This is a genomic window from Rouxiella silvae, assembly GCF_002093625.1.
GTDB lineage: Bacteria > Pseudomonadota > Gammaproteobacteria > Enterobacterales > Enterobacteriaceae > Rouxiella > Rouxiella silvae.
Genome location: NZ_MRWD01000006.1, coordinates 67,905 through 89,490, shown reverse-complemented (window position 1 = coordinate 89,490; position 21,586 = coordinate 67,905). Strand labels below are relative to the sequence as shown.

At 51.1% G+C, this 21,586-nt stretch carries 20 protein-coding genes; 15 read left to right on the top strand and 5 right to left on the bottom strand.

The genetic code is table 11. From position 1 onward, the window contains the following. Positions 1-234: 234 nt before the first annotated feature. Positions 235-1,122, bottom strand: a complete 888-nt coding sequence (locus tag BS639_RS04145) for a LysR substrate-binding domain-containing protein (RefSeq protein ID WP_084982331.1) — start codon at positions 1,120-1,122, stop codon at positions 235-237. A gap of 104 nt (positions 1,123-1,226) precedes the next feature. On the opposite strand from BS639_RS04145, the gene BS639_RS04140 reads away from it, so the two are divergent. From BS639_RS04140 to glnB, 9 genes are all read left to right on the top strand, one after another. Further along, positions 1,227-1,550 (top strand): carboxymuconolactone decarboxylase family protein, encoded by a 324-nt coding sequence (locus BS639_RS04140; protein WP_055781417.1) that lies wholly within the window; start codon positions 1,227-1,229, stop codon positions 1,548-1,550. 12 nt (positions 1,551-1,562) lie between these two features. Continuing rightward, a complete protein-coding gene (locus BS639_RS04135) occupies positions 1,563-1,970 on the top strand; it encodes a tautomerase family protein (protein ID WP_055781421.1) in 408 nt (135 codons plus the stop codon). A gap of 10 nt (positions 1,971-1,980) precedes the next feature. Next, positions 1,981-2,529 (top strand): DUF4865 family protein, encoded by a 549-nt coding sequence (locus tag BS639_RS04130; protein ID WP_084982330.1) that lies wholly within the window; start codon positions 1,981-1,983, stop codon positions 2,527-2,529. 203 nt (positions 2,530-2,732) lie between these two features. Beyond that, complete coding sequence (locus BS639_RS04125) at positions 2,733-3,098, top strand: hypothetical protein (RefSeq protein ID WP_055781428.1); 366 nt, start codon at positions 2,733-2,735, stop codon at positions 3,096-3,098. A gap of 243 nt (positions 3,099-3,341) precedes the next feature. After that, positions 3,342-5,288 carry a penicillin-binding protein 2 gene (mrdA, locus tag BS639_RS04120; RefSeq protein ID WP_055781430.1) on the top strand — a complete coding sequence of 649 codons (1,947 nt, stop codon included), beginning with the start codon at positions 3,342-3,344 and terminating at the stop codon, positions 5,286-5,288. Positions 5,289-5,857: 569 nt separating this feature from the next. After that, a complete protein-coding gene (locus BS639_RS04115; protein WP_084982329.1) occupies positions 5,858-7,294 on the top strand; it encodes a sensor histidine kinase in 1,437 nt (478 codons plus the stop codon). Positions 7,295-7,356: 62 nt separating this feature from the next. After that, the gene (gene qseG, locus BS639_RS04110) at positions 7,357-8,094 is read left to right on the top strand and encodes a two-component system QseEF-associated lipoprotein QseG (RefSeq protein WP_055782090.1); all 738 of its coding nucleotides are present in this window, start codon (positions 7,357-7,359) and stop codon (positions 8,092-8,094) included. Further along, entirely contained in the window at positions 8,091-9,431 is a 1,341-nt protein-coding gene (gene glrR, locus BS639_RS04105) for a two-component system response regulator GlrR (RefSeq protein ID WP_055781435.1), read from the top strand. The genes qseG and glrR overlap by 4 nt, the downstream gene beginning before the upstream one ends. A gap of 151 nt (positions 9,432-9,582) precedes the next feature. Beyond that, positions 9,583-9,921, top strand: coding sequence for a nitrogen regulatory protein P-II (glnB, locus tag BS639_RS04100; RefSeq protein ID WP_009638933.1), 339 nt, complete (start codon positions 9,583-9,585; stop codon positions 9,919-9,921). 97 nt (positions 9,922-10,018) lie between these two features. Here glnB and hmpA read toward each other — a convergent pair whose 3' ends face one another. Further along, complete coding sequence (gene hmpA / locus BS639_RS04095; protein WP_084982328.1) at positions 10,019-11,224, bottom strand: NO-inducible flavohemoprotein; 1,206 nt, start codon at positions 11,222-11,224, stop codon at positions 10,019-10,021. A gap of 345 nt (positions 11,225-11,569) precedes the next feature. On the opposite strand from hmpA, the gene glyA reads away from it, so the two are divergent. After that, positions 11,570-12,823, top strand: a complete 1,254-nt coding sequence (gene glyA / locus BS639_RS04090) for a serine hydroxymethyltransferase (protein WP_084982327.1) — start codon at positions 11,570-11,572, stop codon at positions 12,821-12,823. A gap of 72 nt (positions 12,824-12,895) precedes the next feature. Here glyA and BS639_RS04085 read toward each other — a convergent pair whose 3' ends face one another. Together BS639_RS04085 and csiE are read right to left on the bottom strand one after the other, a co-directional pair. Next, a complete protein-coding gene (locus BS639_RS04085; protein ID WP_084982326.1) occupies positions 12,896-14,041 on the bottom strand; it encodes a hypothetical protein in 1,146 nt (381 codons plus the stop codon). A gap of 89 nt (positions 14,042-14,130) precedes the next feature. Then, complete coding sequence (csiE, locus tag BS639_RS04080) at positions 14,131-15,411, bottom strand: stationary phase inducible protein CsiE (RefSeq protein ID WP_055781448.1); 1,281 nt, start codon at positions 15,409-15,411, stop codon at positions 14,131-14,133. A gap of 222 nt (positions 15,412-15,633) precedes the next feature. Between csiE and BS639_RS04075 the strand changes: the two genes are divergently transcribed. Next, on the top strand, positions 15,634-16,290 hold the full coding sequence (locus BS639_RS04075; RefSeq protein WP_084982325.1) for a DUF1007 family protein: 657 nt from the start codon (positions 15,634-15,636) through the stop codon (positions 16,288-16,290). Then, positions 16,281-17,330: a nickel/cobalt transporter gene (locus BS639_RS04070; protein ID WP_139804036.1), complete on the top strand. Its 1,050-nt coding sequence runs from the start codon at positions 16,281-16,283 to the stop codon at positions 17,328-17,330. The genes BS639_RS04075 and BS639_RS04070 overlap by 10 nt, the downstream gene beginning before the upstream one ends. 41 nt (positions 17,331-17,371) lie before the next feature. Here BS639_RS04070 and BS639_RS04065 read toward each other — a convergent pair whose 3' ends face one another. Further along, positions 17,372-18,187: an SDR family NAD(P)-dependent oxidoreductase gene (locus BS639_RS04065; protein ID WP_055781455.1), complete on the bottom strand. Its 816-nt coding sequence runs from the start codon at positions 18,185-18,187 to the stop codon at positions 17,372-17,374. 270 nt (positions 18,188-18,457) lie between these two features. Between BS639_RS04065 and BS639_RS04060 the strand changes: the two genes are divergently transcribed. From BS639_RS04060 to BS639_RS04050, 3 genes are all read left to right on the top strand, one after another. Further along, positions 18,458-19,405 carry a GlxA family transcriptional regulator gene (locus tag BS639_RS04060; protein WP_055781457.1) on the top strand — a complete coding sequence of 316 codons (948 nt, stop codon included), beginning with the start codon at positions 18,458-18,460 and terminating at the stop codon, positions 19,403-19,405. 236 nt (positions 19,406-19,641) lie between these two features. Beyond that, positions 19,642-21,015, top strand: coding sequence for an NAD-dependent succinate-semialdehyde dehydrogenase (locus BS639_RS04055; protein ID WP_084982324.1), 1,374 nt, complete (start codon positions 19,642-19,644; stop codon positions 21,013-21,015). A gap of 64 nt (positions 21,016-21,079) precedes the next feature. Further along, positions 21,080-21,538, top strand: a complete 459-nt coding sequence (locus BS639_RS04050; protein WP_055781463.1) for a tautomerase family protein — start codon at positions 21,080-21,082, stop codon at positions 21,536-21,538. Positions 21,539-21,586 lie beyond the last annotated feature (48 nt).

Below are 21,586 nucleotides of genomic sequence, written 5' to 3'. Positions count from 1 at the left end.
AGCGGGCCACACGATGCGTACTTTTAGCAAAATATCGATGATTGCATTGGTTTTTATGATTCTTAATGGTTGCACGTTGCAAGGTGATTCAGGTGATACCAACGTTCAGGCGCACGGCACCCTCAGTGCGGGTACGACGATAAGGTAATGACTGTTCCCGATGAGGAGCCTAAGGTTGATCCCCTCCCTCATTTTGTGCGTTCAGTTCACGTTGGGGGAGAGTTCGGCCACGCGTTATCTCGAAAACTGGAGTGGGAAAAGTTCACGGATGGTCTGCTGCAGGTATTCCGTTGCCGGTGTTAGCTGGCAGTTGGACTGGTGAAGCACAATGCCAATATCACCCATCTCAGGCAGTGACGAGGCTTCAAGATGGCGCAGGGAGTTCGGCATACCCATTTCGGTGCGCAACGTAATGCCTAATCCGGCCGTTGCGGCAGCCCAAATACCGCCCAGACTGCGGCTGGTGAAGGCTATTCGCCACGGGATGCCGGCTCTGTCTAGTGCGGCAGTGGCTGCATTTCGCATAATACAGGGCGCGTCAAACACCAGCAGCGGCAGCGGTGTATTACTGTCCAACAGGGCATTCACGTCGAATTGCGCATCCCCAATCCAGCGCAGCGGCAATCGGCCTAAGGGTTGACTAAAAGGCGTGCTGTCGTCTCCCTGCCAGCTAAGTGCGAGATCCAATTCATTTTGTTTAATGCCGGTGAGCAGCGGCAGATTTCTGCTGACGCTGGCTGAAATCTGTACATTGGGATGAGCGCGAGCGAACTTGCCGAGAATGGCCGGGAGCAGAACTTCACCAAAATCCTCCTGCAACCCAAGGCGCACTTCCCCCCCCACTGCACTGGCCGTCATCGCCGCGCATGCTTCATCATTCAAACTTAACAGCCTGCGGGCATATCCCAGCAGAATCTCTCCGCGTTCTGTCAGCGCCAAATGCCGTCCAGACTTTTGCACCAGCGCCGCGCCTGCCTGCTGTTCCAGTTTCTTAAGCTGAGCGCTGATAGCCGACGTTGAGCGCCCAAGCCGTTCGGCGGCAAGCACAAAACTGCCCAGCTCAATACCGGTGACGAAGCTTCTTAAAGCCTCGGCATCAAAAGTTAGCGGTCTTTTTGCCATTTCAATCATCCTGCTTTTAGGGATTAATGGTGCTGATATTTCTGATTTTATAAACCATCATAGGCGTTTATCTTCTTTATTACATCTATGAAGAGGAATTTCCCATGAGCCGTACTACGCCGTTAACCATCAATCGCGAAACCTTGTTACAGATTGCCCCTAAGCTGGCACAGCTGAGTGAAGACGTATTGTTTGGTGATGTCTGGCAACGCAGCGAGCTGTCGGCTCGCGATCGCAGCCTGATTACCGTGAGTGCGCTGGTAGCGCTCTCGCGAACCGAGCAACTGCCTTATCACCTACAGTTGGCTAAAAAAAATGGCGTAACCCACGATGAAATTGTTGAGCTCATCACCCATCTGGCTTTTTACTCAGGCTGGCCAACTGCCGCCTCGGCATTAACCGTTTTCGCTAATTTAGCGGCCGATTAACAGGAGGAAATTATGCCTATAACTCGAATTTCACTGCCTCGGCAGCGGCTCAATTATTGGCAAAGCGCCATTTCCAGCGCGCTTCAGCAGGCGCTGGAAAGCCGTTTTAACGTGCCAACTGGCGACTGTTTTCAGTTTTTTGACTGTTATGACCCTGAGCAGCGAGTCATTGACCGACATTACCTGTGTGGAGCAGAAGCGGGGCGCAGCGAAGACTATTTACTGTTTCAAATTACCGCTGGAAAGCCACGCAGCACCGAACAAAAGCAGGCGTTATATTCAGAATTAGTCGAGCTGTTACAGGCCTCTATCGGCATCAAAGCGCAGGATGTGATGGTGGTTGTGAGCTTTACCGAGCCTGAAGACTGGTCGTTCGGCAGTGGTGAAATGTTCCAACTCTCCAATATCCCCAAGAGCTAGGAGGCTAAACATGCTTGCGATGCAATACAGTTTTACGCTGCCCGCCGACTACGATATGGCGATTATTGAGCGACGCATTGCAGAAAACGGCCATCGGTTGGACGGATTTCCGGGCTTGTTGTTCAAAACGTACCTTTATGCACGCCAGAACTGCCCGCTTATCGGCAGTAAGGAAAATGTCTATGCGCCTTTCTATCTTTGGCAAGACGCCGACAGCATGCACCAATTTTTGCTTGGTGCCGGGTTTGAGGCATTAACCCGGGCGTTTGGCTGGCCTCAGGTGAAAGTTTATCCGGTGCTTGCCGCTTCGCTCGCAGACAATATCGACCAGGCAAAGTTTGCCACTCGTCAATTTGAGCCTATTGAACGCTATAGCTCACTCACGTCCCTGAGCGATTCGCCGGCGTTAGACGGCGCACTGGCGCAGGTGGTGGCATGGGATACCCAAAACTGGCAGCTTATCCGCATCAGCCTATGGCAAACCTTGCGGCAAAAAAGTGACGCGTCGAGGCAAAACTATCAGATTGGCCATATTTCCCTGCCTGCGCAACGACCCTGAAAACGCGGCCTGCGCGAGTCGTAAAAGGATTATTTGTCATCCTTCTGGATAGCGATATTTTATTGTCGCCCGCACGAAAAAAGTGCGGGCTTTTATTATCACGCTAAGCATTGAATAAATTATGACTATTTCTTTGCCGACTACTTTCTATAATATTGCCAAGTGATAGGATGTGGCTCACTTTTCTTAGTTGGGATTTTTCAATGGCCAGGCTCGTCGCTTTCATTGCGGTATTACTGACTTTTACATCTTGTTCAGCGTTTGCAGTGACAAACTATAAATGTGTTTTGACCCACAGCATTCAGCGCCCCGACGGTGATGACTCGGCTGAAGTCTTGAATAAAGACGCGCGGGTAGCGGACGCCGGTAATACTTTTACCGCCTACCCTGATAACAGCAGAACCATTACCAGCCCTGAACTGACCGATATTATCGGCCAGAATAATCAGCCGATGAAGGCGGGAACCGCTAACCATCTGATGTATATTCACGTGCAAAACAGTTTTGTCATCGCCAATGAAACCGAAGGTTTTATCTACGGTGACTGTATCAAAATAGAAGACAAGTAAGCTCTGCGCGCCTCAACCCCATAATTCATGGATTGAGGCTGTTATCCCGCCCCAGCCACTTTCCTGAAGCATTCATAACTTTCAATCCTGCTTAACTATTCATAAATAGAAACATTACTCTTGCTTGATTAGCACAGTTCTTATGGTCGTGCTGGCTGATAAGCGTTATCCTTTCGCCCTTTCCGAACACCCCGCATTTTTCGCATTTGACCGACGTTTGACAAGAAAGGTAATCCCCCGGTAATGGCCCTACTTAACGATGAAATCCGCGACCATACGGCTGAGTCACTGCTGTTCATACGCCGTGCCGTTATCGCTTTTGTTATTGTCGTGCTGCTGTTTGGGGTACTCATCTTCAATCTTTACCACCTTCAGGTAGGGATGCACTCCTTCTATCAGACGCGTTCGAATCAGAACGACATCAAAATGTTGCCGATCGCCCCAAGCCGTGGGCTGATTATGGACCGTAACGGCGTGATCCTGGCTGATAACATTACGCTTTATCAGATTCAGGTGATCCCAGGAAAAGTGCCGGATCTACAGGCCACTCTGAAGGCGCTGACGCCGATTGTCGATCTCACGCAAGACGATCTCGACAATTTTAAAGACTCGATGTATCACGGCCGTAAATTCGCAGAAATTCCACTGAAGCTTGCGCTGACTGATGAAGAAGTCGCGCGCTTTTCCGTTAACCAGTTTGAATTTCCCGGCGTGTCTATCAGCAGCTATCAGCAGCGTCGCTACCCTTACGGTGCAGAACTGGCGCACGTAGTAGGCTATGTGTCGAAGATAAACGATCGCGATGACAAGCAGCTCTCGGCTGACGGTCTGGCAGAAAACTATGCCGCCGACCACGATATCGGTAAGCAGGGTATCGAAAAGTACTACGAAAAAGAGCTGCACGGGCAAACCGGTTATCAGGAAGTTGAGGTGGATAACCACGGCCACGTGGTGCGTCTTTTAACCGAGACGCCGCCGCAGGCTGGTCAAAACATTAAGCTGACGCTGGACCTTGGGCTACAGCAGTACATTGAGCAACTGCTTAAAGGCCAGCGTGCCGCCGTGGTGGTGGTTGACCCGCGCGACGGTGCGGTACGTGCGATGGTCTCCAGCCCAAGCTATGACCCGAATCCGTTTGTTAACGGCATCTCTGGTAAGGCTTACAGCGCACTGCTGAAAAACCCTGACCTGCCGTTGATCAACCGCGTGACGCAGGGACTTTACCCGCCTGCATCCACCATCAAACCTTATATGTCGATTTCAGCGCTGTTTGCCGGGGTTATTACGCCGCAAACCACCTTCTTTGGCGCGCCGACCTGGACACTACCCGGTACCGATCGCCACTATCGTGACTGGATGAAGACCGGCCACGGCTACCTGAACGTCACCAAGGCGATTGAGGAGTCGGCGGACACCTTCTTCTATCAGGTTGCCTATGAAATGGGTATCGACCGCATTCATGAATGGCTGAGCAAATTTGGCTACGGTAAATCATCGGGTATCGACCTTGACGAACAGTATTCCGGCAACCTGCCAAGCCGCGAATGGAAAATGAAGGTTCATAAGAAAGAGTGGTATCAGGGCGACACAGTTTCGGTAGGGATAGGCCAAGGCTACTGGATTGCAACGCCGATTCAGATGGTCAAGGCGCTGACTATTCTTATCAATAACGGCAAGATTTTGACCCCGCACCTGATGGAGTCAATGCAGCTTGGCAAAGTGATTACGCCGTACAAAATGCCGCCAACGTCGCAGATTGCTGACCCGAAATCACCGTACTGGACCATTGTTAAAAATGCTATGTTCGGCATGGCCAATGCGCCAAACGGCACCGGTTATAAGCTTTTCCATACCGCACCTTACAAAATTGCGGCAAAATCGGGAACTTCACAGGTGTTTAGCCTGCGTGAAAACCAGAACTATAATGCCAAAATGACGCCAGTCCGCCTGCGTGACCATATTTTCTACACCGCCTTTGCGCCGTTTGATCATCCAACCGTTGCCGTGGCGCTGATTCTGGAAAACGGCGGCGGCGATGGGGTGGTTGCAGGCCCGACGATGCGCGCGATACTTGACCACATCTTTGTGAAAGATGATGCTACAGACTGTGTGGATGAAAAGAACAAGAGCAGCCCAGCCTGCCAGTTAACGGAACTTAAACCTGGAACGCAAGGCTACGACGAACACTAATACTGTCTGGGATTGGCGACAGCGAAGGCATTGAGTGTCTCCAAAAGGAGACGCTTAACTCACTGATTTATATGTATTCATGTTTTCTGCTGTTTATTTGTCGCTTTTTAGAGACTAAATGCCGGATTTTTAAGCATAAATAATCCGCTCAAAATGGACTTTTAAATTTAATTTAATTTTTTATCCAATGAATAACAGTAAGTTAGAATTTAGCTTTAATTGTTGGCATGATTCCTGCTATAATATTCTTGGTTGCTCATTCACTCAGTTATAAATGCTTTTGCGGTTTCACCGCAATTCACGCTCATAACCACTAGAATGACGCCGTAGAAAAGGTGCCTATCGTTCACTACTCCGATATCGTTGCTTCGGCAATCTTATCAAACATCGAACGACACGTTGAGTGAGGCACCACCTCTTCTGCCCTGTAGACCGGCCTTCGGCATGTTTGCAGGGCAATCCCCCAAGTTTGCATGATAACTCCAAAAAACACCTCTGCTTCACACAACGCTACGTTGTTTCTTTATTCATCCGGCTCGGTTAGCATCAGCGAATGTATTGAGAGCGAGATGATTTCATTGAAAAAGTGGCGTTTATTCCCAGGTTCGCTTAGGCAATTGGTTTTAATGGCCTTTCTATTGGTTCTGCTGCCACTGTTGATTTTGGCGTATCAGGCCTACGAAAGTCTTAATCATCTCAGCAGACAAGCGGCCGAAATTAATCGCACCACCATTGTCGATGCTAGACGAAGCGAATCGATGACCAGCATTGCGCTGGAAATGGAGCGCAGCTATCGGCAATACTGCGTGCTTGATGACGACACGCTTTCTACGCTTTATCAGAGCCAGCGACGTCAATATTCGCAAATGCTCGACGCACACGCCTCAATTCTTCCCGACGTTCGCTATTATCAAAATCTGCGCGACCTGCTGACCCAGCTCTCATCATTCAAATGTCAAAATAATAGCCCCGAGCCTGAAGCCTCGCGCCAGCTTGAGGAGTTTTCTCGCTCTAACGCCGAGATGGTGCAGGCCACCCGTGAAGTGATTTATTCACGCGGACAGCAGTTGCAGCATGCCATTGCCGATCGCGGCAAGTTCTTTGGCTGGCAGGCACTTGTTCTGTTCTTGCTCAGCGGCATGCTGGTTGTGCTGTTTACCCGCATGATTATCGGGCCGGTAAAAGGCGTTGAGCGCATGATTAACCTACTGGGGGAAGGGCGAGCACCAGGCAGCGCCTCTAAATTTCGCGGGCCGCGAGAGATTCGCGCTTTAGCAAAACGGATCAACTGGCTGAGTGACAGGCTTGCCTGGTTTGAGTCCCAGCGGCATGAGTTTTTACGCCATATTTCCCACGAGCTGAAAACCCCCTTGGCCAGCATGCGTGAAGGCACCGAGCTGCTGCGTGATGAGGTGGCCGGCCCCTTGACTGACGATCAGCGAGAAGTGGTCACCATCCTTAATACCAGCAGCCGACACCTGCAAACCTTGATTGAGCAGCTGCTCGACTACAACCGTCGACTGGCCGACGTGGCCGCAGACAAAGAGCAGGTCAATCTGTCTGACATTCTCAATAACATTGCTGCGGCACATAGTCTGACGGCGCGAGCCAAGATGATCCATACTGAGATAAACACTGAGGCGCAACATTGCTGGGCTGAATCTGTTCTATTAGTGCGGGTGCTGGATAATCTGTACTCCAATGCGGTGCACTACGGGGCTGAATCCGGTAACATTTGGCTTAATAGCTGGCAGGATGGCACACGCACAATGATCGATGTTGCTAATTCCGGGACGCCAATCCCTACGGCAGAGCGTGCGCTGATTTTTGAACCTTTTTTTCAGGGGAGCCAACTGCGTAAAGGCGCCGTTAAGGGCAGCGGATTGGGGCTGAGTATTGCCAACGATTGCATCAAGCGTATGCAGGGTGAACTAAAACTGGTCGATGTCGACTACGCCGATGTCTGTTTCCGCATCGAATTGCCTTCAGGCAGCGGAAAAATTTAGCTGAGTATAATCAAACCATGCAGACAAGATTTTTCTCTTTTTTGAGCCGTTTTGGCTTTTTCATGCCCAGGATTATCGCGCCGATCGTGCTGACACCGATCCTGCTTACCGGCTGCACGCGTGACAAAGGCGAGGGACTCTATCAGCCGGTCGAAGACGTTATTCCCGGCAGTAAAGTGATCGACTTCCGCATTGCGCCCTGTGAAACCCTTTGGTCGCTCGACGACAGCGCCACGTTGACCAACTCACTGTACTGGCTGCGGGCGATGGACTGCTCTGATCGTATGAGCAACACGCAGGCGAGTTATCAGGCCGCGCTCATTCCTGCGTCAGGATGGGCTAATATCTTTAAACAAAGTATTTTAGCCGCCGGCGCGGACCCTGATTTGTCGCAACGCAGAACGTTGCTTAACAATGTGAGTGACTATCGCGGGCAGATGCCGGGTAATATTCGTCCGTTGGTGCAGCTGTGGCGAGAGCGTCAGTCGCTGCAAATCGCTTTTGAAGATGAAAAAGCGCGTAATTCGCGCCAGCAGACTGCTAATGAAACTAAAATAGGCGAGATGTCCCTGCAGCAAAAAGAGTTGCAGGATAGCCTAGCGGACACGCGCCGCAAGCTCGAGAATTTGACCGATATCGAGCGACAGCTCTCTTCGCGCAAGCAGCTGCAGGGTGAAATACCCGACGGCGACGCCACGCCCGCGGCAACCGGCCGAAGCAGCACCGGCTCCAACGTTCAGGCTAAAGACACCTACGTTCCGCCCAAAGGCCTACAGTTAAAATCGACGGGAGACAAATGACCGCACGGAGAAATGCCAGCTTACTGCTGGTAGATGACGATCCCAGCCTGTTGAAATTGCTTGGGATGCGCCTTTCAAGCGAAGGTTTTCAGGTAAGTACGGCGGGCAGCGGTGAAGAGGCATTAAAGCTGCTGCGCCGCGAGCGCGTCGATTTGGTGCTCAGCGATCTGCGAATGGACGAAATGGACGGCATGGCGCTGTTCGCCGAGATCCAGAAGCATCAGCCCGGCATGCCGGTGATTATTTTGACCGCTCACGGTTCTATTCCCGACGCCGTGGCCGCCACTCAGCAGGGCGTGTTCGGCTTTTTGACCAAGCCGGTTGACCGCGATGCCCTGTATAAAGCGATTGATGAAGCGTTGGCGCAGTCTGCCCCGGCCGGTGATGAAAGCTGGCGCGAACAGATTGTCACGCGCAGCCCCGTTATGCTGCGTCTGTTAGAGCAGGCCAAAATGGTGGCACAGTCCGACGTTAGCCTGCTGATTAATGGCCAAAGTGGCACGGGTAAAGAGGTGCTGGCGCAGGCAATTCACCGCACCAGCCCGCGAGGTAAAAAGGCTTTTATTGCCATTAACTGCGGTGCATTACCCGAGCAACTGCTGGAGTCCGAGCTGTTTGGCCACGCTAAAGGGGCGTTTACCGGCGCAGTGAGCAGTCGCGAAGGCCTGTTTCAGGCAGCCGATGGTGGCACGCTGTTTCTTGATGAAATAGGCGACATGCCGCTCTCCTTGCAGGTTAAGCTGCTGCGCGTATTGCAGGAGCGCAAAGTGCGGCCGTTGGGCAGTAACCACGACCTCGACGTGAATGTGCGCATTATTTCCGCCACCCACCGCGATTTGCCGAAAGCGATGGAGAAGGGCGAGTTTCGTGAGGATCTGTTCTACCGACTGAACGTGGTTAACCTCAAGCTACCGGCGCTTAACGAACGTGCAGAAGATATTCCGCTTTTGGCCAATCATCTGCTGCGCGCCGCGGCGCAGCGGCATAAGCCGTTTGTCAGGAGTTTTTCAACCGATGCTATGAAGCGGCTGATGGCCGCGAGCTGGCCGGGCAACGTGCGCCAGTTGGTTAACGTAATAGAACAGTGCGTGGCGTTGACCTCAGCACCGGTTATCAGCGAGGCTCTGGTTGAACAGGCGCTTGAAGGCGAAAACACGGCGCTGCCGACCTTCGTCGAAGCTCGTAATACCTTCGAGCTGCACTATTTACGTAAGCTTTTACAAATTACACGCGGCAATGTGACACAGGCGGCGAGAATAGCCGGGCGCAACCGAACCGAGTTCTATAAGCTGCTTTCAAGACATGAACTCGAAGCCAACGACTTTAAAGAGTCTTAAAAATTGATTGCCGTTATTTCGCTGCGTTTTAAGCATGACGGGGATATGATACTTTATGCGCCTGCCGGTGCCGTTGGCACCCAAAAGCAAAGAATTAATCTTGCCGCTGCCAATAAAAAGCACCGACATACGAATGATAAAAGGGCCTGCCATGAAAAAAATTGACGCAATTATTAAACCTTTCAAGCTCGATGATGTACGTGAAGCGTTGGCTGAAGTGGGTATTACCGGGATGACGGTGACTGAAGTTAAAGGCTTTGGTCGTCAGAAGGGCCACACCGAACTGTACCGTGGTGCAGAGTACATGGTGGATTTTCTGCCTAAAGTTAAAATCGAAATCGTTGTGGCTGACGATATCGTGGATACCTGCGTAGAAACCATCATGACCACCGCGCAAACCGGTAAAATCGGCGACGGCAAAATCTTCGTCTTTGACGTGGCTCGTGTTGTGCGTATTCGCACCGGTGAAGAGGACGAAGAGGCTATCTAAGCACTCTTTGCGGGCCAGTTAGTATTTTACCGGCCCGCACCTACTTTATCATCAGCCATTATCGGTTTTGCGTGCCTGCGCAAAGCCTTTCCTTTCGTTATATAACCTTATGTGGGCCAAAGCATTCGTAATGTATGTGGGCTTCTTCAATACCTAGCTCTAGCAGCTGGCGCGCGGTAAACTGCATAAATCCAACCGGTCCACACAGGTAAAACTGCATCCCATCGGCAGCTAGTTCAGTTTTGACGGCGCTTAAATCCAGTAGTCCCTGATATTGATAATCTTCCCCCGGTAAATCGAGCACATTCGGGTGCTGATACCAGACATGTGTTTGCAACTGCGGCAGTGTGGCCTTAAGTGCGTTAACTTCGTCGGCGAAGGCGTGCACCTGTTTATTTTCCGCCGCATGTATCCATTGTACTGCCGCCGGATGCTTCTGCGCCGCCAACTGATTGAGCATCGCCAGCATCGGCGTTTGGCCTACGCCGCCGGAAATAAGCGCCACCGGCGTTTGTGGCGTGACGTCCAGATAAAATTCACCGTGGGGCGGTGCCAGATAAAGCGTGTCACCAACCTTTGCCCGCTGGTGCAGATAGTTAGATACCGTGCCCATAGCCTCGCGTTTCACCGCAATGCGGTATGTTTTTCCATTAGACGCCCTTGTCAGCGAGTATTGGCGAATTTCCTGATCCTCATGTTTTTCGCAGTTCAACTGCGCCTTGCTTAAGTAAATGGCGAGATATTGCCCGGCTTTAAAATCTGCAATCGGCTGATTATCAACTGGCTCAAGCTCAAAGCTGGTAATCAGCGAGCTTTGCTGCTGCTTCTCTTTGATACGAAACGCACGCGTCCCTTGCCATCCACCCAGCTGATTTTCGCTGCTTTGATAAATAGCGGACTCACGCTGAATAAACACATTAGCCAACACGCCGTAGGCTTTACCCCAGGCATCAAGCACCTCTTGTCCCGGACTCAGCAGCTCGTCAAGGGTTGCCAGCAAATGTTCGCCGACCACCTGATACTGCTCGGGGCGAATATTAAGACTGGTGTGTTTTTGGGCAATCCGTTCAACCGCAGGAAGCAGGGCCGCGAGGTTTTCAATATTGGCGGCATAGGCACAAATGGCATCAAATAGCGCCTGACGCTGGTCCCCGTTGCGCTGATTATTCATGTTAAACGTGTCTTTCAACTCAGGATTGTGCTCGAACAGGCGATCGTAAAAGTGGGCGGTTAATCGAGGTCCGGTAGCGGCAAGAACGGGAATAGTGGATTTGACGATAGCAATAGTTTGACTGTCTAGCATTGAGAGCTCCTGGGGACACGGCCCGGTAATTTTGACAACGGCTATAACATGTATTTTAAATGCATGTTATAGCTAGCCGCTCAATTTGTAAATACCCTTATCTTTTTAAAGGAAAAGCAGATCCTTGCGTGCTGGCTCACAAAGCTGAAAAATTTGCATGCAAGAGTGAAGAAAAGTCGCTTGAGCAGGGAATGTCTATAGCAGATCAAAGCCTTGTGCCACGGGTAGCCAATCGTTTGCTTAAAAACCTCTTGTAGAGACTATGCCAACGGGGGCGAAACAGTTTACACTGTGCGCCAGAACCCGTTAGGGGCTTATTAAAGTTTGTTGAGTCAGGAGATGCAGATGTTAAAGCGTGAAATGAACATTGCCGATTATGATGCCGAACTGTGGCATGCAATGGAGCAGGAAGTCGTACGTCAGGAAGAGCATATCGAGCTGATTGCGTCAGAAAACTACACCAGCCCGCGCGTTATGCAGGCTCAGGGTTCTCAACTGACCAACAAATATGCCGAAGGCTATCCGGGCAAGCGTTACTACGGCGGCTGTGAATACGTTGACATCGTTGAGCAATTGGCTATCGACCGTGCAAAAGAGTTGTTCGGTGCTGATTACGCAAACGTTCAACCCCACTCCGGCTCACAGGCTAACTTCGCGGTTTATACTGCTCTGCTGCAACCAGGCGATACTATTTTGGGGATGAACCTGGCACACGGTGGTCACCTGACTCACGGTTCTCCGGTTAACCTGTCTGGCAAGCTCTACAACGTGGTGCCTTACGGTATCGACGAAACCGGCAAAATCGATTACGAAGATCTGGCGCGTCAGGCTGAGAAATACAAGCCGAAAATGATCATCGGTGGTTTCTCTGCATTCTCCGGCGTGGTTGACTGGGCAAAAATGCGTGAAATCGCAGACAGCATCGACGCATGGTTCTTCGTTGATATGGCTCACGTAGCCGGTCTGATTGCGGCAGGCGTATACCCTAACCCGGTTCCACATGCCCACATCGTTACCACCACTACGCACAAAACCCTGGCGGGTCCACGCGGTGGCCTGATCCTGGCTAAAGGCGGCGACGAAGACCTGTACAAAAAACTGAACTCTGCGGTGTTCCCAGGTGGTCAGGGCGGTCCATTGATGCACGTGATCGCCGGTAAAGCGGTTGCGCTGAAAGAAGCGATGGAGCCTGAGTTCAAGGCTTACCAGCAGCAGGTTGCCATCAACGCGAAAGCCATGGTTGAAGTGGTGCTTGAGCGCGGTTACAAAGTCGTTTCTGGCGGTACTCACAACCACCTGTTCCTGCTAGACCTGGTTGAGAAAGGCCTGACCGGTAAAGAAGCCGATGCCGCACTGGGTCGCGCGAACATTACCGTTAACAAAAACAGCGTACCTAACGATCCGAAGAGCCCGTTTGTGACGTCTGGTATACGTATCGGTACGCCAGCCGTTACCCGTCGCGGCTTCAAAGAAGCTGAAGTGTGTGAACTGGCAGGCTGGATTTGCGACGTTCTCGACAATCTGAACGATGAAGCGACCATCGAACGCGTTAAGCAAAAAGTCCTGGATATCTGCGCACGCTTCCCTGTGTACGCATAATCTCGACTTTGCGGCAGCAAAAACCACGTTTCAGGACGTGGTTTTTTTATACCCACTTTTTTGTCTGTTAACTTATTGCTTCGCGATATTTTTTTTAAAATAGTTTAAAAATGGGGACTCATAGCCCTGGCTTTCTTGTTTTATCTCATGCTCCATCTGTTCACTTAGAGCTAAAAACTCTCTATACACAAGTTCAAAATCGGGTCTTCCTTTGCGAAAAGTGTGTTGCATATCTGCAAGCAGATTGCTTATTTTTACCGAAAATTCGTCCTTTATATCGTTGATATCAATGGTCAAGATTTCAGCTAGCGTTATTGATAAAGAATAAATAATCGCTTTATCAAGTTTCGGATATGATCTAAATATCTCTGGAGCAAAGCGATATGTCAAATATTCATTCTTGATAAAATCAGCACCGTATTTTATATCATGAGTAATTTCCGTTGATCTACCAAAAGGGTTATATTTATCTAGCATGCAATTTAAAATATAACCTTTCAATGAGAACCTGATTTCTCCAGATTTGTGGTTTTGTTCCAAATGATTTTCGTTGAAAAATTTAAATGTTTCGAAAGGTTCTCGGTATAGATGTCCTTCATCTGTTGATTTTTTTAGAAAACTCACCAAGCCTTTAGCCATAGCCCACCTCTCTTTTAACGATTGACCCGAAGTTAACTTAACAGGAGTAAACTCACCGGTGATTGATTGAATCTCAATAAGGTCGGGTGAGAAAGCTTTTCTTTTTGCCGTATCAAAGGTCGCTGTTTGATCGGGTGTATAACGCGTGGTTTGCGCGATAGATTCTGAGTCTGAACTTTCATAGTCAATCTCATAACTTTCATTCAAACCGCATGCGGATGCATAGTTCGCCGCTTTCTGATTAATAAATTCTTTATGTTCCTCCGAAATTATCATGGGCAGCGCCAGTATTTCATTTTTCATTATTTGTTGGGAAATTTTAAATTTTCCAATTGATCCGCAGAGCGTTCTTTTGATAACGCATTCGAGAGGGGTTTTTTGATAATTTGAATTTGATAATTGATCAGCCTTTGTCGGAACATACTGACTATGCGGTTGTTGATGGCTATTGCTAATATGATGGGCAGCAAGACGTGACGACGACGGTTCTGGATGCAAAGAACTATCCGTCTCCCTCAGCCTCGCCGAAATGGTATTAATATTTTTATGTGTTGTGTTCTGAATTGCATTATGTGGCATTTTATTCGGCTCTTTCCATGAGTAAAAAATCAGTCTATGGGAAGAGCCGAGAGATAAATTGCGCTAGGTCACACAATGCGTGCAACGAATTACTGTGCTTCTAACAATGAGCGAATTCTTTTTCTTTCTTCTTTGGTGAGAGGAAGTTGGGTGTAGATAATTAGCGGATCGGCATCGATAGTTTGGGTGGCGTAAGGGGTGACTATCATCGAAACGCCGCTCGGCGCGCCCTGCTGGTGAAATTCGTCCAGCGTTTGATATTTTATGTTTAGCGGCATCAGCGTCGCTTCGCGGATCTGCTGCTCTACCGCCTGTTCCAAATCAGGATTCGAGTGCGTCAGCAGTAAAATTTGTTTCTCCTGCAACGCATTGCCCTGCATGAGCCAGGCACCAAAAATCACCGCCACCAACCCCACTTCTTCGGATGAAAAGTTAATGCTATAGGCGGTTTTGAATCCCTGCAGCGCATCGTGCGTGGTGCGCATCAGGCGGGGATACATGCGGTTAACTTCATCTTGCAGCTGACTGTCTACCGTAATATCGAAACGGCAGCGCTCGATGGCGGGGCCAAGATGGGCAAAAAGCTGGCTTATCAATCCCTCATAGCTGCTGAAGGTCATGCCGGAAACGTCTTGAAAATTAGCCACCAGCTCTTCAACCTGCCGCATCAGCTTGAGATCCTCAACCGATCCAGAGCTGTCGTAGCTGTGATTTTTTATTAACGTCAGCAGTAGGGCAAAAAAGTCCCGTTCACACTCGGCGATGCTGGCTTCACAAAGCGTTTGCAGCTTGTCGTAGATGAGCGTTGCGGCGGCATATTCAGGTTTATCGTGCAGCCATTGCCGCTGTACATCGGTGAAAGCTAACTCAGTAGGCACAATGTTTTGCCACAGGCAGAGTTGAAAGTAGAGCTGCAAAAATTGCTCGTCGCGGGCGCTGAATTCGCGATTAAGCAACTGCGACAGGCGTGCGATCAGGCGTGGAAACTGCTGCTGATAATGAAGGTAGTCAACGTCGGATTTTTGGCTGAGCGTTTGTTCTAACAGCGGAGCAAAATATTGGTGGATAAACTCGGGGCTGCTTCTTATCGCCCGTCGCAGTCCGTTGATCAAACAAATCCTTTTATCGAGCAGACTGCCGCCAAGCTGGCAGTGCAGTGTGTCAGACACGTAAATGCTCAGCCGATGCAGGCGCTGAACTTCTTCGCTAAGCTGTGCAATATCTTTTTGCGTGGTGGGGAGATCTACGCCATTGAGTTGATTCGCGTTCTCCAGTTGCACCGCCTCTAATGGCGCATACAACATCAACAAAAGATTGCAGCGTCGTTGTTGAGCGGAGAGCTCAGGCACAGGGGAGGTGTCCAGGCTCATATCACCTTCCGTATTCATTATGTTGAAAATTCTTAGGATAGCATAGCAAATCATAGGTACTTCAATGTGCTGCCGATCGGGGTTTTACACCGGCTTACAACTCAGATCACAGTTATTTAGGGTGATTGGGTTAATAGATTTGTTTTAAGATGTTACTTTATAACAAATATTGTCAATTATTCGCTTTCGGACACACTTTTGGAAAGACTAAAACCGCGCCCGATGACAGCTTATGCCGCTTTTAAGAGAGGCTGTCTGCTGCTGGGTATTGCGCTGCTGGGGGGAATGTCCGCTCCAGCGCTGGCTCACCCACACAGTTTTATCGACATGCAAACGACGTTGGTCACCAAGGACAGTGCGCTGGTGGGCCTTAAAATGGTTTGGACCATGGATGAGATTACCTCTGCCGATCTGCTTTATGACGCAGGTAAGGCTGCGCCGGGTTCAGAAGTGTGGAAGAAGCTGGCGGCAGAAGTGATGGCGCGGGTCATGGCGCAGCACTATTTCACCGACGTTTATCGCGACGGCAAACCTGTGCGATACATGCGTCTGCCCAGTGAGTATCAGCTTTCACGCAGCGCAAATAAAGCCGTGCTGGAATTTGTTATTCCGCTAGCAGAGCCTGCCGCACTGGCCGGAAAACCGTTGATTATTTCGACCTTCGATCCCAGTTATTTCGTTGATATGACCTATAAAGATGCGCAAGCGCTGCATCTTCCAGCCGATGCGCAGGCCAGCTGTAAGCTTTCTTTATTTACCCCTGCGCCCAATTCGTCGCTGCAGGCCTATGCCTTATCGCTTGATAAAGCCGATGCACCGCCGGAAGACATGGATTTAGGCCAGCAATTTGCTCAAAAGGTGACGCTACAATGTCAGTAAAAGATATCTCGCCGTTATCTCAGTCAGGCACCTCAAGTTGGCGAGGCGCCTTGTCCCTCTGGCCTTTGGTCATCTTTTTACTGCTGTTGGCAACGGCCTGCGCGGCTATCTGGCATTACTGGCCGAGAATTTTATTAAGCAGCATTATCTGGCAGCGTGACCTGCATCAGCAGTTGGCCGCTATCTTGCAGCAGGTCAGCACGCATCCTGCGCAGGCCGGTCTCAGCCTCACGCTGTTTAGTCTAATTTATGGCGTGGTTCACGCCGTGGGGCCGGGGCACGGCAAAGTGGTGATTACTACTTATCTCGCCACCCATCCCTCACGATTGAAAACGAGCCTGCGGCTGACTTTTGCCTCCGCCGTAGTACAGGGGCTGGTGGCGATATTGCTGGTTACGCTGGTACTGGGGGTATTTCAGCTTTCATCACGCCAGCTTCATCAAAGCAGTTTTTGGATGGAGAAGGGCAGCTTTATTCTCGTCATGCTGCTGGGTATTATCCTTTGCTGGCGGGCGATAAAGCAGGGTATTCGGCAGATAAAAAAGTCACGGTCTTCCGGCAAACCTCATTCATACGGCATGAATATCCAGCGTATCAGCCCCATTATCGAAGGCCACCAGCATCATGAAAACTGCGGCTGCGGCCATCAGCACGTTCCCGACGATCGCCAATTACAAGCGGGTAAAGACTGGCGCACGCAGATTGCCGTCGTGTTGGCGATGGGACTCAGGCCCTGTTCTGGGGCAATTATGGTGCTGCTGTTTTCCAAGGTGATCGGTGTATATGCCTGGGGCGTGCTTTCTGCGTTGGTGATGGCGCTTGGTACTTCACTTACCGTTTCATTGGTGGGCTTTTTGGTGTTTTACAGCCGCGAACTGGCGGTGAGGCTCAGCGTCAATCGAACGCCGTCAATCTGGACTCAGCTTACCTTTTCACTGCTTTCTTTAACCGGAGGGCTGGTCTTATTGGGGGCAGGTATGATTCTTTATCAAAGCAGCGCCTCTGCCTTTGGCGGAGGAATGGGGCCGTTCGGGCACTAAAAGTACAATAAAAAAGGACGCAGAGGCGTCCTTCTTGAGCGTTAAGCTTTGTTGTCCGAGATGCCGTAGCGCGGAGCGGGCTTGGCATTGGCAAACTTAGGCGCAAGCGCACGGCGCTCAGCTTCCCAACGAGTCCAGTCTTCGCCGTCGTGCAGCGTAGGGATAGTCACCTTTTCACCTTGATCTAAACCGGCCAGCGCTGCATCTACCAAGTCTTCTGCGGTCATTGTGCTGGCCGCTTCTTTTTGTTTGGCATAACCCGCCACATCCCAGAAATCGGTGGCCGTGGCCGCTGGCAGTACAGTCTGGATGCGCACGCCTTTGTCGGCGAGGTCACGCTGAAGCGCATGACCGAAGCTCAGAACGTAGGACTTTGAGGCGCTGTAGACGCCGTTTAATGCCTCAACCGCAATGCCCACCGCCGAGCTGATGTTAATAATTGTGCCCGATGCCCTGGCGGCGAAAGCGGGAGCCACGGCATAAGTCAGACGGGTTAGCGCGGTGATATTGAGATAAATCATCGCCTCCATCTCATCGATGTTGCTGTCGAGCAACGATGCCACCGAACCGACACCGGCGTTGTTTACCAGCAGGGTAATACTGCCGTCCTCACGTAGCACGCTTTCAATTTCCGACAGTCCGGCCTTGTCATTGAGGTCTGCGGCAATGGTTTTCACCGAGCGACCCGTTTGCGCAGCCAAACGAGATGCCAGAGACTTCAGGCGCTCTGCATTACGGGCGACGAGAATCAAGTCATAGCCACGCTTAGCCAGACGGTCGGCATACACGGCGCCGATACCTGCCGATGCACCGGTAATTAATGCTGTTCCTTTAAAAGAAGTGCTGGAAGATGTCATGAAGGTTTACCTTTCAAAAAGTTCTCCCGACGAAGTGTCGAGGGGTAGACGCAATTTTGACCTTGTCCGTCCGTAGCATCAATGACGTATATGCAATGATTTAAGCCATGCTCGGCCAAACGTTTTTGTGGCAAATGCAGTAACAAATTGATGTTGCTCATTATTCTTTTTGGCAGCTCTTTCGGCGGATAAACCCGCGACGAAGTGAGGTGCTAATGTCCTGTAAAGGGTATGTATAATAAAAAAAAGCGATCTCTTGCGGGAGCCACCATGCACACTATCGGATTCATTGTTTTTCCAAACTTCCAGGCACTAGGCCTCGCCGTGGCGAGTGTTTTCGAGTACGCCAATCTCTTTCGCGGTGAGCAGGTTTATGATTTTCGCTTAGTGTCTGAGGACGGGGCTTCGGTGATGACGACTCAGCACTTTTCCGTCAATACGGAGCGACTTCGGGATTTGACTTACGACACGCTGATTGTGGGGGGAGACAATGATTGCCAGCCTCCTTCGGCCAGTCTGCTCGAGTATTTACGCAAGGCGCCCAGCGAAACCCGACGCGTTGCAGCCGTTTGTACCGGCGGATTCGTGCTGGCGGCGGCGGGGTTGCTTGACGGCAAGCATGCTACAACACACTGGTTTCATGCTAACGCGTTTAGAAAACAGTACCCCAATGTACTGCTCGATGAAGACCGCATCTTCGTGGTCGACGGACAAATCTGGACCTCGGCGGGCATGACAGCCGGTGTCGATCTTGCCTTGGCTATCGTGGAAAAAGACTTCGGATTAGAAACGGCTCGCATGGTTGCACGCAAACTCGTGGTGTACCAACGCCGAGGTGGCGGACAGTCCCAGTTTTCGGCTCTGCTTGAATTAGACGCAAAGTCCGATCGTGTTCAACGGGTCCTTTCTTATGCGCAGGAGAATTTGAGTAAAGACCTGTCGGTTGAATCCTTGGCCGACGTCGCGATGCTAAGCCCCCGTCAGTTCAGTCGGGTTTTCCGCGAAGAGACCGGGCAGTCTCCCGCCAAGGCTATCGAGAGGATCCGCGTCGAAGCCGCTAGGTTAATGATGGAAACGACTCGGCATCCGATAGAGATCATTGCTCGCGAGACGGGATTTGGCGATCGGGAACGTATGCGACAGGCTTTTTTACGTGCGTTTGGACAACCCCCTCAGGCGATACATCGCATCTCGGGGGGAGTAACATCGGTACTGTGAAGGAGGCGTCTTACTCGGCGTGATGCCCGTGTCGTCACGTGTTCTGCTCGACCCTCTTTCAATTCACAAAGCCTCATAAGTGATGATTTAGGCCATAGGTACCGCCTTGCTGCTATGTCCTAAAACATTGCAGATACGACATTGCTGCCACTTACACCTCAAGCCTAAGATGACTCCAACGATCCTTGCAGCGCAGGCCGCAGAGGATTTCTTTATCCCACAAACCGGAGTCACAAATGGCTTATCAAACGATCAATCCCACCACTAATGAACTGATCAAAACTTATCCGAACCACACCGATGCCGACATCGAGACGGCGCTTGACGTGGCTCATAAGTTGTACAAATCAGAATGGTCCAAGGGGCCAATCGCGCCACGCCTCCAGGTATTGGAACGTTTGGCCGACCTTATCGATGCACGTAAAGAAGAGCTGGCGCGTATTGCTACGGTTGAGATGGGCAAGCTCATCTCTGATGCGCGTGATGAAGTGTGGATTATCGCCGAAATTGCCCGTTACTATGCCCGTAACGCCGAGAAATTCTTGGCCCCGAGTAAAATCGACTCCCCGCTCGGTGAGGCGTGGGTCGAGCACCATCCGATCGGTGTTCTGCTCGCCGTCGAGCCGTGGAACTTCCCCTATTACCAACTGATGCGGGTGTTTGCACCGGCGCTTGCCGCGGGCAATCCGGTGGTTGCTAAACATGCCAGCATTGTGCCGCACTGCGCGAGCGTATTTGAAGAGCTGGTCAACGAGGCCGGTGCGCCGAAAGGGGCATGGAAAAATCTCTTTATCACTTCCACTCAGGTTGCCAACATTATTGCAGACGATCGCGTGCAGGGTGCGGCCATGACTGGATCTGAGGGCGCAGGCAGCGCAATCGCGGCACAGGCTGGCAAATATTTGAAGAAATCGACGCTGGAAATGGGCGGGAATGACGTTTTTGTGGTGCTCGATGATGCGGATCTTGATAAGGCCGTTGAAATCGGTGTGTTCTCACGCCTGCACATTTCCGGTCAGGAGTGTATCTGCGCCAAGAGATTCGTGCTGCATGAGAAAATAGCCGACAAGTTCCTGCAGAAATTCACGGCCGGCATGGCGGGCGTGAAGATGGGCGATCCGCTTGACGAAAACACCAGACTTGGGCCGATGTCCTCTGCCGAGGCAGTGAAGGGCCTGTCCAAGCAGGTCGAGCGCGCACTGGCGCACGGCGCTACGTTGCACCTGGGCGGCCTGGCTGTTGAGGGTGAGGGCAACTTCTTTGAGCCGACTATATTGACCCATATCAAACGTGATAACCCTGCTTACTTCGAGGAGTTCTTCGGCCCGGTGGCACAAGTGTACGTTGTGAAAAACGATGACGAGGCGGTCGAGCTGGCCAATGACTCACGCTATGGTTTGGCGGGCGCAGTCTTCTCGCAAAATATCGAACGTGCCAAGTCGCTGGCGTCGCGCATCGAAACCGGATCGGTTTGGATCAACACCTTCGCCAGCACGTCCCCCGAGCTGCCTTTCGGCGGCGTGAAGCGTTCCGGCTATGGTCGTGAGTTGTCCGAACTTGGCATTAAAGAGTTTGTGAACCAGAAGCTGGTCTTGGTCGCCAAGTCTTAAAACATCACTGAGCCTTCGGGGCGCGGGAAACTGTCTCCCAGAAGGCTCTGCCAAGGAGATAAACATGCCATCGTACGTATGTTCTGTTCCAAATGGGACGTTGAGTGAGGCTCAGAAGCAGGAGATCGCAACGTCCATTACCGGCCGCCACTGTGAAACAACGGGTGCACCGCCTTTTTTCGTGCAGGTTATTATTGAGGAAGAGGGGGCGTTGAAGCGTTACATTGGCGGCCTCGCAACAACGGAATATATCTGGATACGTGCCGATTTACGTGCAGGAAGATCGGAAGAGCAGCTCAAAAAACTGATGCTGCACATTGTTGACGATGTGAGCCGCATTTCAGGGATCCCCGCCGAAAACGTCTGGATCAACCTGTGTATGCTTGAGCCGACGGACATGGTGGAGTACGGGCGGGTCCTTCCCGGGCCGGGCAAAGAGCAGCAATGGTTCGAGGCCCTTCCTCTGTCAGTCAGGGACCGGTTGGAGAAACTGGGCACCGATAGGCACAAATTCCAGCTTTGACACGTGCAAATAAAAAAGGACGCCGAGGCGTCCTTTTTTAGTGCAAAT

What these genes read in the sequence shown, in the direction of transcription:
- BS639_RS04145 (WP_084982331.1), bottom strand. Translation starts at nt 1,122, where the DNA reads ATGGCAAAAAGACCGCTAACTTTTGATGCCGAGGCTTTAAGAAGCTTC.
- BS639_RS04075 (WP_084982325.1), top strand. Translation starts at nt 15,634, where the DNA reads ATGACAGCTTATGCCGCTTTTAAGAGAGGCTGTCTGCTGCTGGGTATT.
- qseG (WP_055782090.1), top strand. Translation starts at nt 7,357, where the DNA reads ATGCCCAGGATTATCGCGCCGATCGTGCTGACACCGATCCTGCTTACC.
- BS639_RS04115 (WP_084982329.1), top strand. Translation starts at nt 5,858, where the DNA reads ATGATTTCATTGAAAAAGTGGCGTTTATTCCCAGGTTCGCTTAGGCAA.
- glnB (WP_009638933.1), top strand. Translation starts at nt 9,583, where the DNA reads ATGAAAAAAATTGACGCAATTATTAAACCTTTCAAGCTCGATGATGTA.
- BS639_RS04140 (WP_055781417.1), top strand. Translation starts at nt 1,227, where the DNA reads ATGAGCCGTACTACGCCGTTAACCATCAATCGCGAAACCTTGTTACAG.
- BS639_RS04130 (WP_084982330.1), top strand. Translation starts at nt 1,981, where the DNA reads ATGCTTGCGATGCAATACAGTTTTACGCTGCCCGCCGACTACGATATG.
- BS639_RS04135 (WP_055781421.1), top strand. Translation starts at nt 1,563, where the DNA reads ATGCCTATAACTCGAATTTCACTGCCTCGGCAGCGGCTCAATTATTGG.
- BS639_RS04060 (WP_055781457.1), top strand. Translation starts at nt 18,458, where the DNA reads ATGCACACTATCGGATTCATTGTTTTTCCAAACTTCCAGGCACTAGGC.
- BS639_RS04050 (WP_055781463.1), top strand. Translation starts at nt 21,080, where the DNA reads ATGCCATCGTACGTATGTTCTGTTCCAAATGGGACGTTGAGTGAGGCT.
- csiE (WP_055781448.1), bottom strand. Translation starts at nt 15,411, where the DNA reads ATGAGCCTGGACACCTCCCCTGTGCCTGAGCTCTCCGCTCAACAACGA.
- BS639_RS04065 (WP_055781455.1), bottom strand. Translation starts at nt 18,187, where the DNA reads ATGACATCTTCCAGCACTTCTTTTAAAGGAACAGCATTAATTACCGGT.
- BS639_RS04125 (WP_055781428.1), top strand. Translation starts at nt 2,733, where the DNA reads ATGGCCAGGCTCGTCGCTTTCATTGCGGTATTACTGACTTTTACATCT.
- BS639_RS04055 (WP_084982324.1), top strand. Translation starts at nt 19,642, where the DNA reads ATGGCTTATCAAACGATCAATCCCACCACTAATGAACTGATCAAAACT.
- glyA (WP_084982327.1), top strand. Translation starts at nt 11,570, where the DNA reads ATGTTAAAGCGTGAAATGAACATTGCCGATTATGATGCCGAACTGTGG.
- BS639_RS04085 (WP_084982326.1), bottom strand. Translation starts at nt 14,041, where the DNA reads ATGCCACATAATGCAATTCAGAACACAACACATAAAAATATTAATACC.
- mrdA (WP_055781430.1), top strand. Translation starts at nt 3,342, where the DNA reads ATGGCCCTACTTAACGATGAAATCCGCGACCATACGGCTGAGTCACTG.
- BS639_RS04070 (WP_139804036.1), top strand. Translation starts at nt 16,281, where the DNA reads ATGTCAGTAAAAGATATCTCGCCGTTATCTCAGTCAGGCACCTCAAGT.
- glrR (WP_055781435.1), top strand. Translation starts at nt 8,091, where the DNA reads ATGACCGCACGGAGAAATGCCAGCTTACTGCTGGTAGATGACGATCCC.
- hmpA (WP_084982328.1), bottom strand. Translation starts at nt 11,224, where the DNA reads ATGCTAGACAGTCAAACTATTGCTATCGTCAAATCCACTATTCCCGTT.